General features: G+C 63.2%; 13 protein-coding genes and 1 riboswitch. Of the genes, 11 read left to right on the forward strand and 2 right to left on the reverse strand.

Annotation, left to right across the window (positions count from 1 at the left end):
* Window positions 1–102: 102 nt before the first annotated feature.
* The 7 genes from NKH37_RS15165 to NKH37_RS15195 all read left to right on the forward strand — a co-directional run bounded on the left by NKH37_RS15165 (window position 103) and on the right by NKH37_RS15195 (window position 5,804).
* Window positions 103–1,230 (forward strand): S-(hydroxymethyl)glutathione dehydrogenase/class III alcohol dehydrogenase, encoded by a 1,128-nt coding sequence (locus tag NKH37_RS15165; protein WP_352495361.1) that lies wholly within the window; start codon window positions 103–105, stop codon window positions 1,228–1,230.
* A 73-nt stretch (window positions 1,231–1,303) separates the two neighbouring features.
* A complete protein-coding gene (gene gfa, locus NKH37_RS15170; RefSeq protein WP_352482184.1) occupies window positions 1,304–1,873 on the forward strand; it encodes an S-(hydroxymethyl)glutathione synthase in 570 nt (189 codons plus the stop codon).
* 66 nt (window positions 1,874–1,939) lie between these two features.
* Window positions 1,940–2,407 (forward strand): YaiI/YqxD family protein, encoded by a 468-nt coding sequence (locus NKH37_RS15175; RefSeq protein WP_352482183.1) that lies wholly within the window; start codon window positions 1,940–1,942, stop codon window positions 2,405–2,407.
* A 4-nt stretch (window positions 2,408–2,411) separates the two neighbouring features.
* On the forward strand, window positions 2,412–3,089 hold the full coding sequence (locus NKH37_RS15180) for a DUF1345 domain-containing protein (protein ID WP_352640646.1): 678 nt from the start codon (window positions 2,412–2,414) through the stop codon (window positions 3,087–3,089).
* A gap of 101 nt (window positions 3,090–3,190) precedes the next feature.
* Window positions 3,191–4,069 carry a cytochrome b/b6 domain-containing protein gene (locus tag NKH37_RS15185; RefSeq protein ID WP_352814563.1) on the forward strand — a complete coding sequence of 293 codons (879 nt, stop codon included), beginning with the start codon at window positions 3,191–3,193 and terminating at the stop codon, window positions 4,067–4,069.
* 1 nt (window position 4,070) lies between these two features.
* A complete protein-coding gene (locus tag NKH37_RS15190) occupies window positions 4,071–4,880 on the forward strand; it encodes a molybdopterin-binding protein (protein WP_352482180.1) in 810 nt (269 codons plus the stop codon).
* Between the two features lie 147 nt (window positions 4,881–5,027).
* Window positions 5,028–5,804 carry a transporter substrate-binding domain-containing protein gene (locus NKH37_RS15195; RefSeq protein WP_353005366.1) on the forward strand — a complete coding sequence of 259 codons (777 nt, stop codon included), beginning with the start codon at window positions 5,028–5,030 and terminating at the stop codon, window positions 5,802–5,804.
* 12 nt (window positions 5,805–5,816) lie between these two features.
* Here the strand turns inward: NKH37_RS15195 and NKH37_RS15200 are convergent, their stop codons facing one another.
* A complete protein-coding gene (locus NKH37_RS15200; RefSeq protein ID WP_352547341.1) occupies window positions 5,817–6,815 on the reverse strand; it encodes a hypothetical protein in 999 nt (332 codons plus the stop codon).
* Between the two features lie 203 nt (window positions 6,816–7,018).
* Window positions 7,019–7,105, forward strand: a riboswitch (glycine riboswitch).
* Between the two features lie 148 nt (window positions 7,106–7,253).
* Here NKH37_RS15200 and gcvT point away from each other — a divergent pair.
* From gcvT to gcvP, 3 genes are read left to right on the forward strand one after another with little or no spacing between them, the layout of a single operon-like run.
* Window positions 7,254–8,354: a glycine cleavage system aminomethyltransferase GcvT gene (gene gcvT, locus NKH37_RS15205; RefSeq protein WP_352790497.1), complete on the forward strand. Its 1,101-nt coding sequence runs from the start codon at window positions 7,254–7,256 to the stop codon at window positions 8,352–8,354.
* A 5-nt stretch (window positions 8,355–8,359) separates the two neighbouring features.
* Window positions 8,360–8,728, forward strand: coding sequence for a glycine cleavage system protein GcvH (gene gcvH / locus NKH37_RS15210; RefSeq protein WP_352482176.1), 369 nt, complete (start codon window positions 8,360–8,362; stop codon window positions 8,726–8,728).
* A gap of 16 nt (window positions 8,729–8,744) precedes the next feature.
* Window positions 8,745–11,555, forward strand: a complete 2,811-nt coding sequence (gene gcvP, locus NKH37_RS15215) for an aminomethyl-transferring glycine dehydrogenase (protein ID WP_353041138.1) — start codon at window positions 8,745–8,747, stop codon at window positions 11,553–11,555.
* Between the two features lie 71 nt (window positions 11,556–11,626).
* Here gcvP and NKH37_RS15220 read toward each other — a convergent pair whose 3' ends face one another.
* The gene (locus tag NKH37_RS15220; RefSeq protein WP_353005369.1) at window positions 11,627–12,796 is read right to left on the reverse strand and encodes a GGDEF domain-containing protein; all 1,170 of its coding nucleotides are present in this window, start codon (window positions 12,794–12,796) and stop codon (window positions 11,627–11,629) included.
* A gap of 273 nt (window positions 12,797–13,069) precedes the next feature.
* Between NKH37_RS15220 and parE the strand changes: the two genes are divergently transcribed.
* Entirely contained in the window at window positions 13,070–15,121 is a 2,052-nt protein-coding gene (parE, locus tag NKH37_RS15225) for a DNA topoisomerase IV subunit B (protein WP_023720134.1), read from the forward strand.
* Window positions 15,122–15,274: the final 153 nt, after the last annotated feature.

Here is a 15,274-nt window from a genome sequence, read left to right on the forward strand (position 1 = left end):
TGACGAAAATCCGGGATCAGAACGTCGCTTCGTGCATAGCGCAGGGCTGAGTGGTAAGTTAAATCTAACCTGGATTGCAGACTGCCATGGGAGGATTGCCTGATGAAAACGCGCGCCGCTGTCGCCGTCGCCGCCGGAAAGCCGCTGGAGATCATGGAGGTCGACCTCGAAGGTCCCCGTGATGGCGAGGTGCTGGTCGAGATCAAGGCAACCGGCATCTGCCACACCGACGAGTTCACACTGTCGGGCGCCGACCCGGAAGGCCTGTTTCCGGCGATCCTCGGCCATGAGGGCGCCGGCATCGTCGTCGACGTCGGCAAGGGCGTCACCTCGGTCAAGAAGGGCGACCATGTCATCCCGCTTTATACGCCGGAATGCCGGCAGTGCCCGTCCTGCCTGTCGCGCAAGACCAACCTCTGCACCGCCATCCGTGCCACGCAGGGTCAAGGCTTGATGCCTGACGGCACGTCGCGCTTCTCGATCGGCAAGGACAAGCTGTTCCACTACATGGGCTGCTCGACCTTCTCCAACTTCACCGTGCTGCCCGAGATCGCGGTGGCCAAGGTCAATGCCGACGCCCCCTTCGACAAGATCTGCTACATCGGCTGCGGCGTCACCACCGGCATCGGCGCGGTGATCAACACGGCCAAGGTCGAGCAAGGCGCGACCGCTGTCGTCTTCGGCCTTGGCGGCATCGGCCTCAACGTCATCCAGGGCCTGCGCCTTGCCGGCGCCGACCTGATCATCGGCGTCGACCTGAACAACGACAAGAAGGCCTGGGGCGAGAAATTCGGCATGACGCATTTCGTCAATCCGAAGGAGATCGACGGCGACATCGTCCCGCATCTCGTCAACATGACCAAGCGCGGTGCCGACCAGATCGGCGGCGCCGACTACACATTCGACTGCACCGGCAACACCAAGGTGATGCGCCAGGCGCTGGAAGCCTCGCATCGCGGCTGGGGCAAGTCGGTCATCATCGGCGTCGCCGGCGCCGGCCAGGAGATTTCGACCAGACCCTTCCAATTGGTCACCGGCCGCACCTGGATGGGCACCGCCTTCGGCGGCGCGCGCGGCCGCACCGATGTGCCAAAAATCGTCGACTGGTACATGGACGGCAAGATCCAGATCGATCCGATGATCACCCATACGCTGAAGCTCGAGGACATCAACAAGGGGTTCGACCTCATGCACGAAGGCAAGTCGATCAGGAGCGTGGTAGTTTACTGAGGAGGAGGAGAAAGCCGCCGGCCAATCAGCCAGCGGCCGAAAATGCACATGTTCAACAAGGGAGGAGACAAAAATGCCGGAAAAACTGCATCCGAAAATCGACAATGGACTGCCCAGGGAAAAGGCCGACTTTGCCGGCGGGACGCTGGTCTGCGCCTGCACCAGCAATCCGGTCAAGGTGAAGGTCAAGGGCCAGATCGCCCACAACCATGCCTGCGGCTGCACCAAATGCTGGAAGCCGGAAGGCGCACTGTTCTCGGTCGTGGCGGTGGCCGGTACAACCGACGTGACGGTCACCGAAAACGGCGACAAGCTGAGGATCGTCGATCCGGGCGCGCTGATCCTGCGCCATGCCTGCACCGGCTGCGGCGTCCACATGCACGGCCCGGTCGAGCGCGACCACGCTTTCAAGGGGCTGTCCTTCATCCATCCGGAGCGCTTCCAGGAGGACGGCTGGTCGCCTCCGGGCTTCACCGCCTTCGTCTCGTCGATCATCGAATCCGGTGTCGATCCGAGCCGTATGGACGGCATAAGGTCACAGCTGAAGTCGATCGGGCTCGAGCCTTATGACTGCCTCAATCCTGGCTTGATGGACTATATCGCCACCTGGACGGCAAAGAGATCCGGCGCGTTGCCGGCCTAGTAGCCGCTCGACTATCATCGATCGAGCCGGGCGACGTCGCCCGGCTCTTTCACATTTGGAACAACGATGCCCGCACCCGCTATTCTCGTCGATGCCGATGCCTGCCCAGTGAAGGCCGAGGTCGAAAAGGTCGCCGAGCGGCACGGCATCGTCGTCACCTTCGTCTCCAATGGCGGCTTGCGTCCATCGCGCGATCCGATGATCCGCAATGTCGTCGTCTCCAAGGGTGCGGACGCCGCCGACGACTGGATTGTCGAAAATGCCCGGCCCAACGACATCGTGGTGACCGCCGACATCCCGCTTGCTGCCCGCGCGGTGGCGCTTGGCGCCCATGTACTCGGCCCGACGGGACGCCCGTTTACGCCTGAGACGATCGGCATGGCGGTGGCGATGCGCGACCTCAAGCAGCACCTGCGCGAGACCGGCGAAAGCAAGGGCTACAATTCGAGCTTCGCGCCGCAGGATCGCTCGCGGTTTCTCGGCGAACTTGACCGCATCTTGCGGCGAGCGCTGAAATCCGCCTCAGCGGACTGAAACCATGACGACCGGTACCCCCACCAAGATGCCCATGCAACGCCACACGCCGTTCGCGCTGTCGGCCTGCATCGGCGTGGCAGCCTTCGCCGCAGCGCTGATCTGGCGTGCGCCGCTTGCCTATTCGATCGGCGCCAATGTGTTCTTTGCCGCCTATCTCTGTCTTGTCGTCGCTCACATGCCGCGGCTTACTGGCAGCTATCTGCGCAAGAATGCAGGCGACACGGACCTGCCGGTGCTGGCCATCTTCGCGGTCACGCTGGTTGTGGTCGCAATTGCCATCATCTCGTTGTTTCAATTGATCAACAGGGAGAAGAGCGCGGATCCCGTCGAGCTTACGGTGGCGTTGTTGTCTATCCCGCTTGGCTGGTTGACCATCCATGCGATGGCGGCACTTCACTACGCACATCTCTATTGGTTGGACGGCGACGCGATGGATGGCGACACCAAAAAGAAAATTCCGGTCGGCGGCCTCGACTTCCCGGGCGGCAAACGGCCGGAAGGCTCGGATTTCCTCTATTTTGCGACAGTGATCGGCATGACGGCGCAAACTGCCGACACCAACATCACAACCTCGCAAATGCGCCGTGTCGTGCTTGTGCATTCGATCCTGTCGTTCTTCTTCAACACGGTGATCGTGGCAGCCGCGGTCAACCTCGCAGTCAGCCTCGGCAGTCCGTAATAAATCCGTGATCGGGTGAAACATCGCTTAAGCTGGCGACGTATTGGGAGGAGAAGAGATCTGACAGGCCGCGGCGAACACGCGGCCGGAGGGAACAACAGATGGAATCGCTTGCCAGAAACCAAGCCGCCGGAGCAGATACCGCCGCGCCGAGCGATGCGACGCTGATCTATCGGCAGTCGCGCTGGACGCGGCTGACGCATTGGCTATGGGCGATCGCGCTGTTCTTCATGCTGCTTTCCGGTCTGCAAATATTTAACGCCCGCCCACAGCTCTACATCGGCAAGGAGTCGGGCTTTGGCTACAACAACACCATCTTCGCCATCGGCGCCGAGAACACGGTGACTGGCCCGCGCGGCTATACCGAGATCTTCGGCAAGCGCTTCGACACCACCGGCGTGCTCGGCTGGTCGGGTCCGGCCGGCCAGGAGACCTCCCGCGCCTTCCCGTCCTGGGCGACGATCCCTTCCTACTACGATCTCGGCACCGCGCGCGTCGTTCATTTCTTCTTCGCCTGGGTGCTGACCACCACGCTGCTGGTCTGGCTGGTCGCCAGTCTGATCAACGGCCATTTGCGGCGCGATCTTGCCCCGCGCCTCGATGATTTCAGGCGGCTGCCGCGAGACATTGTCGACCATGCCAGGTTCAGGTTCCACCACAGGCGCGAATACAACACCTTGCAGAAGATGGCCTATGGCGGCGTGCTGTTCGTGCTGCTGCCGCTGATGATCATCACCGGCCTGGCCATGTCGCCGAGCATGAACTCGGTGCTGCCATTCCTGAACGACCTGCTCGGCGGCCGGCAGACGGCGCGCACCATTCACTTCACGGTGATGCTGCTGCTCGTCGCCTTCTTCGTCATCCACATCCTGATGATCCTGGCCGCCGGCCCGATCAACGAGCTGCGTTCGATTATCACCGGCTGGTATCGAACCGACCCGCCGGCGAATGGCGACAAAGCACCCGAGAGGAGCGCCTGACATGGCGAAATTCGAGATCAGCCCCAAGCTACAGATAAGCCGAAGAAAGTTCCTGACCTCGGCCAGCCTCGGCCTTTCCGGCATCATGCTTTCGGGCTGCGACGCCTTCGACAGCCAGCTTGGCGTCGGCGACGGCCTGCGCAGCTTCCTCGAAAGCGCCAATGGGCTGACCTGGCGGGCGCAGCGGCTGCTTGCCGGCCGTGACGCGCTGGCGCCGGAGTTCACCGAGGCCGACATTCGCCAGCCGCAGCGGCCGAACGGCGTCACCGCGCCCGACGACGATTTCTACAAGGGCCTGCTCGCCAACGATTTCGCCGACTGGCGGCTGGAGGTTTCCGGCCTCGTCGAAAAACCGCTGTCGCTGAGCCGCGAGCAGCTGATGAACATGCCGAGCCGCACCCAGATCACCCGCCACGACTGCGTCGAGGGCTGGAGCTGCATTGCCAAATGGACCGGCACGCCACTGTCGCTGGTGCTCGACCAGGCGGTGGTCAAGCCGCAGGCGCGCTACGTCATGTTCCACTGCCTCGATACGATCGACCGCAGCCTTGCCGGCGATATCAAATATTACGGCTCGATCGACCTGATCGATGCCCGTCATCCGCAAACGATCCTTGCCTATGGGGTCAACGGCAAGCCGTTGCCGGTCGAGAACGGCGCGCCGCTACGCGTCCGCGTCGAGCGCCAGCTCGGCTACAAAATGCCGAAATATCTCACCAAGATCGAGCTGGTCGACGGCTTTGCCAATCTCGGCGGCGGCAGAGGCGGCTATTGGGAGGACAATGGCTACGACTGGTACGGCGGCATCTGACCGAAACCTGACCTAAGCCTCAGCTAACTGTCGTCGTCGCTGTCGTCGCCGTCGCTGCGCAGTGCCGGATTCAGGTCAGGATTGTCGTCAGGGGTAACAAGCTTTGATGATCGCCCAACTATACTTGCCCTTTCTGCCTGGTTGGCTTTGTCGCTGCTGCCAGCCCGGGCGGACGACAGCCTCAAACGCATCATCGACCAGAAGACACTGACGGTCGGCGTGGCGCTCAACCCGCCATGGATCCTCAAGAAGGCCGACGGGAAGTTCGCCGGCTATGATGTCGACCTTACCAGTGCGCTGGCGTCTGATCTCGGCGTCGACCTGAAGCTGGTCGAGGTGCCCTGGAACGACCTCAAGACACGACTGCTCAAGGGTGATTTCGACTTGATCGCGGCGGGCTACGCCAGCACGCCGGAACGCGCACGCGAGGTGGTGTTCTCCAACCAGACCGGTACCGCCGATATCCGCATGGTTGCGACGATCGCCAGCCTTGGGAAAAGGCCGGGAAAGGCAGTAGCGGCGCCGGGATACAAGATCGCCGTGTTGTCCAATTCCACCGATGAAGCCGCCGCGAAGGAAGCTTTTCCCAAGGCGACCATCCTGTCTTTCAACAATACCTCAGATGTTTTCGCCGCGATCATCGGCGGCGACGCACAGGCGATGGTCGCCACATCGCCAACGCCGCAAATGGCCGCCAGGCTCTATGACGCGAAATTGAAAATGGTGGGCGGTCCGCTGTTGCGGACGCCGGAGGCGTTTGCCATGCGGCCGGACGATGTCCGCCTCATCCAATACGTCAACAACTGGATCGGCGCGCGTACCGCTGACGGCACCATAGGCGGCGTGCGCCGCTACTGGTTCGGCAGCTTCAAATGGATGTCGCGGTTCGACACCGGCGCCAAGCCGGAACCTGCCAAGCAATAGGTTGGCGACCTGTTATGCGACCTTGTCGATCAGCGGCTTGAGCGCCGGGTGGATTTCCGGCGAGGCGTGCTTGATCAGCGTCAGCAACGCACGCTCGTTCTCCTGCAGCGGCCGGTCGCCGATGTGTTCAGCTAGCCATTTCGCCTCGCCGGCATCGACCGTCTCGGCGCGGCGGGCCAGAGCCTCGGCTGCGTTGTTCCTCGATTCCCATTCGGCCTCGACGTCGCCCGGTGAACGATAGGCCTCCATAATGCCGGACAGGCCACCCGACACCATGCGGCTGAAGAAACCGCCGATCTCCGGATCGGCCTGCTCGAAAAAAGCATCCCGGCGCAGCGCCACATCGCGCACCGGCGCTTCGTAGCCGGCCGAACACATGACGAAATTGGCGATCGCCTTGACGAACAGATCGTTCCACGACGGATCATTGTCGCCCGCCACTGTCCGCTCGTTGATCTTGAACAGCACCTCGGCCTCGGCGCGGCTGATGGCGATGTTGCCATCGCCGCCATAGGCGTAAAGGATGCGGCGCAACAGCTCGACCTCAGCCTTGGCTATCGACCCAGGGATAAGCCTGCCGCCGGTCGTCAGCGGCCCCTTGCCATCCACGACCGCATGAGCGACCTGCTCCAGCGCATAGCCGGAAAGCGTGCTCGGCGATGATTTGGCAACTTCCAGCACGTGCACTAGCAGCTCGAGTTCGGTTCGGCTGTCAACCATGCCGTCGCGCGAAATCGCCCGGATCAGCCAGTCGGCATTGTCCTGGGAAACATAGCCGGCCGGCTGTTCCTGGTGGACGATGAAGTCGGTGACGGCCTCGACGAAAAACTCGAGCCATTCCGCGCATTTGTCCCTCGCCGTCGCGTCGAGCGCAAACAGCGCCTCGGCCTCGCCGCGCGTTACCACGCCGTCGCCGAACACTTCGCCGCGCAGCATGACCACGTCTTCCGCCGTGATCCGATTTTTCGAGGTCAGCCCGGCCACTGGCGCGCTCATGATCAATTCGCCCATTTTGTTCCCCGCCCGCCGCCGGCAATTGCCGGCCCTTATCCGGCATATCAGCAAGGTCTTGAGAAACCGGCAAGCGGCGTGGTTAGCGAAGGCTTGCCTGTAAAGAAGGCCAGCAGAAGACTGCCAGTAAAAATGTCGCTGGCAGGTGACAAGGTGTCGTCCACGGGCTATGGATGACGAGTCGAGGGCTCTTAACCGAGTCCTACCTGTTTGCGGGAGAGAGCAGCGAGAGCTGCCGCCGAAGGGGAAATCGCCCGAAATCTCTCAGGCAAAAGAACCGTAGACGGGAAAGACACTCTGGAAAGTCGGGGCTTGCCCCCGCGCCGAAGGTGTAAGCGCTGCCGACAGAGTTACGGGGCGCGAGTCTCTCAGGCTTCAGACAGAGGGGCACGGACTGGTCGCCATTCGCGACCGCTTGCGTGCGACTCTGGAGATGACATGACGGGCGACGACACCAAACACCTTCCCCTCGAAGATCTGCACATGGCAGCCGGTGCGCGCTTCGGCGCCTTCGCCGGCTGGTCGATGCCGCTGACCTATCCGGCCGGCGTGATGAAGGAGCATCTTCACAGCCGCGAGCATGCCGGCCTGTTCGACATCTCGCACATGAAGCTGTTCGAAATCAGCGGCCCGGGCGCAGCAGCGCTTCTGAACCGCGCCTGCCCGTTCGATGCCGGCGCGCTTCAGGTTTCCCACTCCAAATACACGTTCTTCCTCAATGAGGCCGCCGGAATACTCGACGATCTGATCGTCACCAGGCTCGGCGTCGAGCGCTTCATGATGGTCGCCAATGCCGGCAACGCCGCCGCCGACGAAAAGCATCTGCGTGAACTTGCCGAGGATTTCGACGTGAAGGTGGACGCGCTCGACCGCGTCTTCCTGGCCATCCAGGGCCCCGAGGCATGGGCTGCCCTTTCCCGCGCCGGCATCGAGACCGGTTCGCTGGTGTTCATGCACGGCATCGAGCCGCGCGAAAACTGGTTCATGAGCCGGTCGGGCTATACCGGCGAAGACGGTTTCGAGATCGGCCTGCCGGAAGCGGACGCGCGAACCCTCGTCACCAGGTTGCTCGAGGACGAGCGAGTGATGTGGATCGGCCTTGCCGCCCGCGACAGCCTGCGGCTCGAAGCAGGACTGTGCCTGCACGGGCTGGACATCACGCCGGAGATCGATCCGGCCAGCGCCGGGCTGATGTGGGCCATCCCCAAGGAGGTTCGCGCCTCTGGCAAGTTCATCGGCGCCGATGCATTGCGCGCCATCCTGGAGCGCGGCCCGGCGCAAAAACGCGTCGGCCTGAAGCCGGACGGCCGCCAGCCGGTGCGCGCCGGTGCTGCCCTTTTCGACGCCGACGGCAACCCTGCCGGCCATGTCACCTCAGGCGGCTTCGGCCCCTCGGCCGGTCATCCGGTGGCAATGGGCTACGTCCGGACGCCGCTTGCCAAGCCCGGCACAAGACTGTTCGCCGATGTCCGCGGGACGAAAATCCCGGTCGACATCCACCCCCTGCCCTTCACGCCCCATCGCTACCGCAAAGGATGATTTCAATGGCAAAGACCTATTTCACCGAAGATCACGAATGGCTTCGCGTCGAGGGCGGCATCGCCACCGTCGGCATCACCGATTACGCGCAGCAGCAGCTCGGTGACCTCGTCTTCGTCGAACTGCCTGAGCCAGGGAAAAAGCTGGCCAAGGGCGATACGGCCGTGGTGGTCGAATCGGTCAAGGCGGCATCGGACGTCTACGCACCGGTCGACGGCGAGATCACCGAAGCCAACACCGCGCTGTCGGCCGATCCTTCGCTCGTCAATTCGGCGGCAACCGGCGACGGCTGGCTGTGGAAGATGAAGCTGGCCAATGAGAGCCAGCTCGACGGCCTCCTCGATGAAGCCGCTTACAAAGCCCATATTGGTTGATAGCAGGACCAGCAAGATGACCGCAGCACCCTACCCCTTCTCGGCTCGCCATATCGGCCCGGGCCTCCAAGACGTCAGAGCCATGCTGGCCACGATCGGCGTTCCCTCGGTCGAGACGCTGATCAGCCAGGCAGTGCCGAAGTCGATCCGGCTCGACCGTCCATTGGCCTTGCCCGCCGCTGCAAGTGAAGCGGAAGCGCTGACCGAGCTCGCGGCGACGATGGCAAAGAACACGGTGCTGAAGAGCTTCATCGGTACCGGCTATCATGGCGTCCACGTGCCGCCGGTGATCCAGCGCAACCTGTTCGAGAACCCGGCCTGGTATACGGCTTACACGCCTTACCAAGCCGAGATCAGCCAGGGCCGGCTGGAAATGCTGTTCAACTTCCAGACGCTGGTCACCGAGCTGACCGGCTTGCCGGTGGCGTCGGCCTCGCTGCTCGACGAGGCGACGGCGGTGGCCGAAGCGGTCGGCATTGCGCTGCGCCATCATCGCGACAAGCGCACCAAGGTGGCACTGGCCGGCACGCCGCACCCGCAGACGCTGGACGTCGTGCGCACCCGCGCCGAGCCGCTCGGCATCGAGGTCGACGGTGAGGTGATCGACGACAACACCGCCGCCCTGCTGGTCTCCTGGCCCGATACATTCGGCGTCTATGGCAATCACAAGGCAGCGATCGACAAGGCCCGCGCTGCCGGCGCGCTGGTCGTCTTCATTGCCGATCCGTTGGGCCTGACGCTGACCGACGCGCCGGCCAGGCTTGGCGCCGACATCGCCGTCGGCCCGATGCAGCGTTTTGGCGTGCCGATGGGCTTTGGCGGGCCGCACGCCGCCTATTGCGCCGTGTCCGACAGGCTGACGCGGCTGATGCCCGGCCGGCTCGTTGGCCAGTCGACGGACAGCAAGGGCCGTCCCGGATATCGCCTGGCCTTGCAGACACGCGAGCAGCATATCCGCCGCGACAAGGCGACCTCCAACATCTGCACCGCACAGGCGCTGCTCGCCAACATGGCGACGGCCTATGCGATCTGGCATGGCCCTGCCGGGCTGCAGGCGATTGCCGGCCGCGTCCACACGCTGGCCAACCGCCTGGCTGCCGGCCTCAAGGCAGCGGGCGTTTCGGTGCTCGGCGGAAGCCGCTTCGACACGGTGACCGTGGAAGTGAAGGGCAGAGCCGCCGCACTTGCCGCCGCCGCCGAGAAGACCGGCCGGCTGCTGCGCGTCATCGACGCCGACCATGTCGGCATCAGCTTTGACGAGACCTCCACCGAGGCCGATCTGGAGGCGATCGCAGCACTTTTCGGCGCCAAGGCCGGCGTTGCCGCCGGCAGTTCCATGCCAGGAAAAGCGCGCGGCAAGGAGTTCCTCACCCAACCCGTCTTCCGCGAAAACCACTCGGAAACCGACATGATGCGCTTCTTGCGCCGGCTGTCCGACAAGGACCTGGCGCTCGACCGCGCCATGATCCCGCTCGGCTCCTGCACCATGAAGCTCAACGCCGCCGCCGAAATGATGCCGGTAAGCTGGCCCGATGTCGCCAACCTGCATCCCTTTGCCCCGGCGAGCCATTCGGTAGGCTATCGCGCCATGATCGACGAGCTGGAAGGCTGGCTGGCGGAGATCACCGGCTTCGACGCGGTGACCCTGCAGCCCAATGCCGGCAGCCAGGGCGAATATGCAGGGCTGCTCGCCATTCGCGGCTATCATTTGTCGCGTGGCGAAGGCCATCGCACCGTCTGCCTGATCCCGTCCTCGGCGCATGGCACCAATCCGGCAAGTGCGGCCATGGCCGGCATGAGTGTCGTCGTCGTGCGCTGCACCGAGGACGGCAATATCGACATGGAAGACTTGCAGGCCAAGGCGGCCGAGCATGCAAAAGACCTCGCGGCGCTGATGTTCACCTATCCTTCGACGCATGGTGTTTTCGAGGAAGGCGCGCGCGACCTCTGTGCGCTCGTCCACAGCCATGGCGGCCAGGTCTATTTCGACGGCGCCAATCTCAACGCTCTGGTCGGCCTCACCCGTCCTGGCGATATCGGTGCCGATGTCTGCCACATGAACCTGCACAAGACCTTCTGCATTCCACATGGCGGCGGCGGCCCCGGCGTCGGCCCGATCGGCGTCAAGGCGCATCTGAAGCCATATCTGCCCGGCCACGTCACCGAAGGCTCGGCCCATGCCGTGGCGGCGGCACCGTTCGGCAGCGCCTCGATCCTGCCGATCACCTGGATGTACATCCGCATGATGGGCGCTTCCGGCCTGAAGCAGGCGACCGAGACGGCGATCATCTCCGCCAACTACGTGGCGACGCGGCTTGGCGAGCATTTCCCCCTGCTTTACAAGGGGCGCAACGGACGCGTTGCGCATGAATGCATCCTCGACACCCGCGTGCTCAAGGACAGCGCCGGCATCAGCGTCGACGATATCGCCAAGCGGCTGATCGACTATGGCTTCCACGCGCCGACCATGTCGTTCCCGGTGGCCGGCACGCTGATGGTCGAGCCGACCGAATCCGAGCCCAAGCGCGAGCTGGATCGTTTCTGCGAAGCCATGATCGCCATAGCCGGCGAGGCAGCCAAGGTGGCGAAGGGCGAATGGCCCTTGGCCGACAATCCTCTGGTCAATGCGCCACATACCGCCGCCGAGGCGTTGGCCGGCCAGTGGACCCATCCCTATTCGCGCCTGGAAGCGGCCTACCCCGCCGGCGATGCCGATACGGCGGCAAAATACTGGCCACCGGTGTCACGCATCGACAACGTCGCCGGCGACCGCAACCTGGTTTGCTCCTGCCCGCCGCTGTCGGAATATCTGGGTGCGGCGGAGTAGACCATGATCCCGAAGAGTGGAATCCGGTTTTCGGACAAGATCATGGTCTAACAAGAAGATAGAAGCCTCAATCAGGCAGAACGCAAGGCCGGCCCGTCGGCCTTGCTCGCCCTGTCCCGGGCGATGACGCGATTTCGCCCGGCGCGCTTTGCCGCATAGAGCGCGGCGTCGGCTTCGGCCAGCACATCATCGAGACCGGTGCCGCTCGTCCCACCAAAGCCGATGCCGCCGCTGACTGTGCTTCGCAACGGACCAAGCTGGGTGGCCACGACTTCCGTACCGAAGGCGACGCTGATCTTGCTCGCAATGTCATAGGCTTTTTCTTCCGTCATCCGCGACATGACGAGCACGAATTCCTCGCCGCCCAGCCGGAAGGCGTCGACGCCGGTTCTGGCGTATTTCCTGATGACGGCGGCAAAGCGGCGCAGGACCTGGTCGCCGACCGGATGACCGAATACGTCGTTCGTCCTTTTGAAATGGTCGAGGTCGAACATGGTGACGGACATGAACGGACCGAAGACCCGCTCGCCGTAGAGTGCCGTTAACGCCCGCCGGTTCATCAGCCCGGTCAATGGATCGGTCATCGTCTCGGCCTTCAATTCGATCTGCGCCTGCAAATGGTGCAGGGAGAGCGTTAATGCGCCAAGCCCGGTCATGCAGGCGACGGCTACGACGGAATTCACCCGCTCGGCCCAATTGTCCGGTGCTACGCCGAGCACCCACTGGCCCTTGACCAGCAGGACCGCGCCGCAAAGTCCGAACGACAGCGCACAGACGCCGCTCAGGAACGATACGACCAGCAATATCCGGCGATCGTGACCACCCTGGATCCAGAACATCGCCCCGATAAGCGAGAGTAGCGCCGTTACCGTCGCATAGGTGACAATGAAGCCGACACCATCAAACCCGAGATACGTCGCGCCCGCGCAAACAGCCATCGCAGCCAAGGTCGGCAAGATGACGCGCCTATAGTCGCGCATGCTGAGATATTGCATGGCCGACAGGCAGATAATCAGGAAGCCGAGGCTGAGAAGAGCAAGCACGATCTGGCAAAGCCAGGGGCTTGGATCTCTTGTGTAATGCCAAAACAAGACCACATGTGCGACGAGCACGAGAATGCCGCACGCCACCGTCAGCACAAAGCGTGCCTGTGGCGCGGTGAACCAGATCGCAAACATGGTGATGCTGAGGCACGTGCCCGACAGCGCCGCTGCGAGCAGGAGCGAACTGTAATCCAACATGCTTAAGCGACAGCCTCTTGAGGGTTTCGCTGCATCCTAGGTCAGCGACAGTCCGCGGATATCGTTTTTCAGCCAACCTTGCGGCGTAACCTTCGGACAAGGTTTACAAAGCGTCGATGCTCCAAGCTTCGACCCCATTTCCGCCGCTTGGTTGTCGAATGGTTTTGCAGTAAGAGGCTCTATCCTCGAACGTAACAGGAACCTCCGTCGCCTGCCCGCAAAAAGCGTGGCAGTATCGGGTGGTGATTCGCAGCATCGGAATCCAGGACCAGCATGGACGACAGCAACGATCTTTTCGGCAATTTGGGCAAGCAGCCGCAACCGGCTCGCGCCGCCGCGCGCCCGGCCGACCCGCTGGTGCAGGCGACGAAGCGGCCGGCGCCCCGTGACGCCAGCGAGAGCTATAGTGCCGCCGATATCGAGGTGCTGGAGGGGCTGGAGCCGGTGCGCCGCCGCCCGGGCATGTACATTGGCGGCACCGACGACAAGGCGATGCACCATCTGTTCGCCGAGGTCATCGACAATTCGATGGACGAGGCGGTCGCCGGCCATGCTACCTTCATCGATGTCGAGCTTTCCGCCGACGGATACCTGTCTGTAACCGACAACGGCCGCGGCATTCCGGTCGATCCGCACCCGAAATTCAAGAAGCCGGCGCTCGAACTCATCATGACCACGCTGCATTCAGGCGGCAAGTTCGACAGCAAGGTCTACGAGACCTCGGGAGGCCTGCACGGTGTCGGCGTTTCCGTGGTCAACGCGCTGTCCGACCATCTCGAGGTCGAGGTTGCGATTGGGCGCAAGCTCTATCGCCAGCGCTTCTCGCGAGGCGTTCCGGTGACCGGCCTGGAGCAGCTCGGCGAGGTGCACAACCGGCGCGGCACGAAGATCCGCTTCCATCCAGACGAGCAGATTTTCGGCAAGGGTGCTGCGTTCGAGCCGGCGCGGCTCTACCGCATGGCGCGGTCAAAAGCCTATCTGTTCGGCGGTGTCGAAATCCGCTGGACCTGCGATCCCTCGCTGATCAAGGAAAAGGACACGACGCCGGCCAAGGCAGAATTCCATTTTCCGGGCGGCCTCAAGGACTATCTGAAAGCCTCGCTCGGCGACGAATTCCAGGTGACCCGTGAAATGTTCGCCGGCAAGAGTGAGAAGCAGGGCGGTCACGGCTCGCTCGAATGGGCGGTGACCTGGTTCGGCGGCGACGGTTTTATGAATTCCTATTGCAACACCATTCCGACAGCTGAAGGCGGCACGCACGAGGCCGGCTTCCGCAACGTTCTGACGCGCGGCTTGCGCGCTTATGCCGACCTGGTCGGCAACAAGCGCGCTTCGATCGTCACATCCGAGGATGTGATGATCTCGGCGGCGGGCATGCTGTCGGTGTTCATCCGCGAACCGGAATTCGTCGGCCAGACCAAGGACAGGCTGGCGACGATCGAGGCGATCCGCATCGTCGAAAGCGCCATCCGCGACCCGTTCGACCATTGGCTGGCCGACAATCCGCAGGAAGCTTCGAAACTGCTCGAATGGGTGATCGCGCGTGCCGACGAGCGGGTGCGCCGCCGCCAGGAAAAGGAAGTGTCGCGCAAGAGCGCGGTGCGCAAGCTGCGCCTGCCCGGCAAGCTCGCCGACTGCACGCAGAATGCCGCCGCCGGTGCCGAACTTTTCATCGTCGAGGGCGATTCGGCCGGTGGCTCGGCGAAGCAGGCGCGCGACCGCGCCAGCCAGGCGGTGCTGCCCCTGCGCGGCAAGATCCTCAACGTCGCCAGCGCCGGCAACGACAAGCTGGCCGGCAACCAGCAGATATCCGACCTGATCCAGGCCTTGGGCTGCGGCACGCGCTCGAGATACCGCGACGAGGACCTGCGTTACGACCGGGTCATCATCATGACCGACGCCGACGTCGATGGTGCCCATATCGCTTCGCTGCTGATCACCTTCTTCTACCAGGAGATGCCGAGCCTGGTCCGCGGCGGCCATCTCTATCTGGCGGTGCCGCCGCTCTACTCGATCCGGCAAGGCGGCAAGGTCGCCTATGCCCGCGACGATGCGCACAAGGACGAACTTCTGCGCACCGAATTCACCGGGCGCGGCAAAGTCGAAATCGGCCGCTTCAAGGGGCTGGGCGAAATGATGGCCGCCCAGCTCAAAGAAACCACAATGGACCCGAGAAAGCGCACGCTGCTCAGGGTGGACGTCATCGACGCCGAGGCGGCGACCAAGGATGCGGTCGACGCATTGATGGGCACCAAGCCCGAGGCCCGCTTCCGCTTCATCCAGGAACGCGCGGAATTCGCCGCGACGGAAGTGCTGGATATCTGAGCGTCTTCTGCTAGGCGAGCCGCGGACGGCGGCTGTCACTGTGCGCAAGACTTTTCCGGATTTTTCGCGAAGGATGAGGCCTGGAACGGTTCAGCGTTTCACGGAAACGCCGAACCGCTCAGTTTTTTATTTTGACGCAAGTCGGAAAACCGT

It is taken from the genome of Mesorhizobium sp. M1217 (genome assembly GCF_040318275.1).
In the GTDB taxonomy this organism is placed as follows: Bacteria; Pseudomonadota; Alphaproteobacteria; order Rhizobiales; family Rhizobiaceae; genus Mesorhizobium.

What these genes read in the sequence shown, in the direction of transcription:
- NKH37_RS15165 (WP_352495361.1), top strand. Translation starts at nt 103, where the DNA reads ATGAAAACGCGCGCCGCTGTCGCCGTCGCCGCCGGAAAGCCGCTGGAG.
- gfa (WP_352482184.1), top strand. Translation starts at nt 1,304, where the DNA reads ATGCCGGAAAAACTGCATCCGAAAATCGACAATGGACTGCCCAGGGAA.
- NKH37_RS15175 (WP_352482183.1), top strand. Translation starts at nt 1,940, where the DNA reads ATGCCCGCACCCGCTATTCTCGTCGATGCCGATGCCTGCCCAGTGAAG.
- NKH37_RS15180 (WP_352640646.1), top strand. Translation starts at nt 2,412, where the DNA reads ATGACGACCGGTACCCCCACCAAGATGCCCATGCAACGCCACACGCCG.
- NKH37_RS15185 (WP_352814563.1), top strand. Translation starts at nt 3,191, where the DNA reads ATGGAATCGCTTGCCAGAAACCAAGCCGCCGGAGCAGATACCGCCGCG.
- NKH37_RS15190 (WP_352482180.1), top strand. Translation starts at nt 4,071, where the DNA reads ATGGCGAAATTCGAGATCAGCCCCAAGCTACAGATAAGCCGAAGAAAG.
- NKH37_RS15200 (WP_352547341.1), bottom strand. Translation starts at nt 6,815, where the DNA reads ATGGGCGAATTGATCATGAGCGCGCCAGTGGCCGGGCTGACCTCGAAA.
- gcvT (WP_352790497.1), top strand. Translation starts at nt 7,254, where the DNA reads ATGACGGGCGACGACACCAAACACCTTCCCCTCGAAGATCTGCACATG.
- gcvH (WP_352482176.1), top strand. Translation starts at nt 8,360, where the DNA reads ATGGCAAAGACCTATTTCACCGAAGATCACGAATGGCTTCGCGTCGAG.
- gcvP (WP_353041138.1), top strand. Translation starts at nt 8,745, where the DNA reads ATGACCGCAGCACCCTACCCCTTCTCGGCTCGCCATATCGGCCCGGGC.
- NKH37_RS15220 (WP_353005369.1), bottom strand. Translation starts at nt 12,796, where the DNA reads ATGTTGGATTACAGTTCGCTCCTGCTCGCAGCGGCGCTGTCGGGCACG.
- parE (WP_023720134.1), top strand. Translation starts at nt 13,070, where the DNA reads ATGGACGACAGCAACGATCTTTTCGGCAATTTGGGCAAGCAGCCGCAA.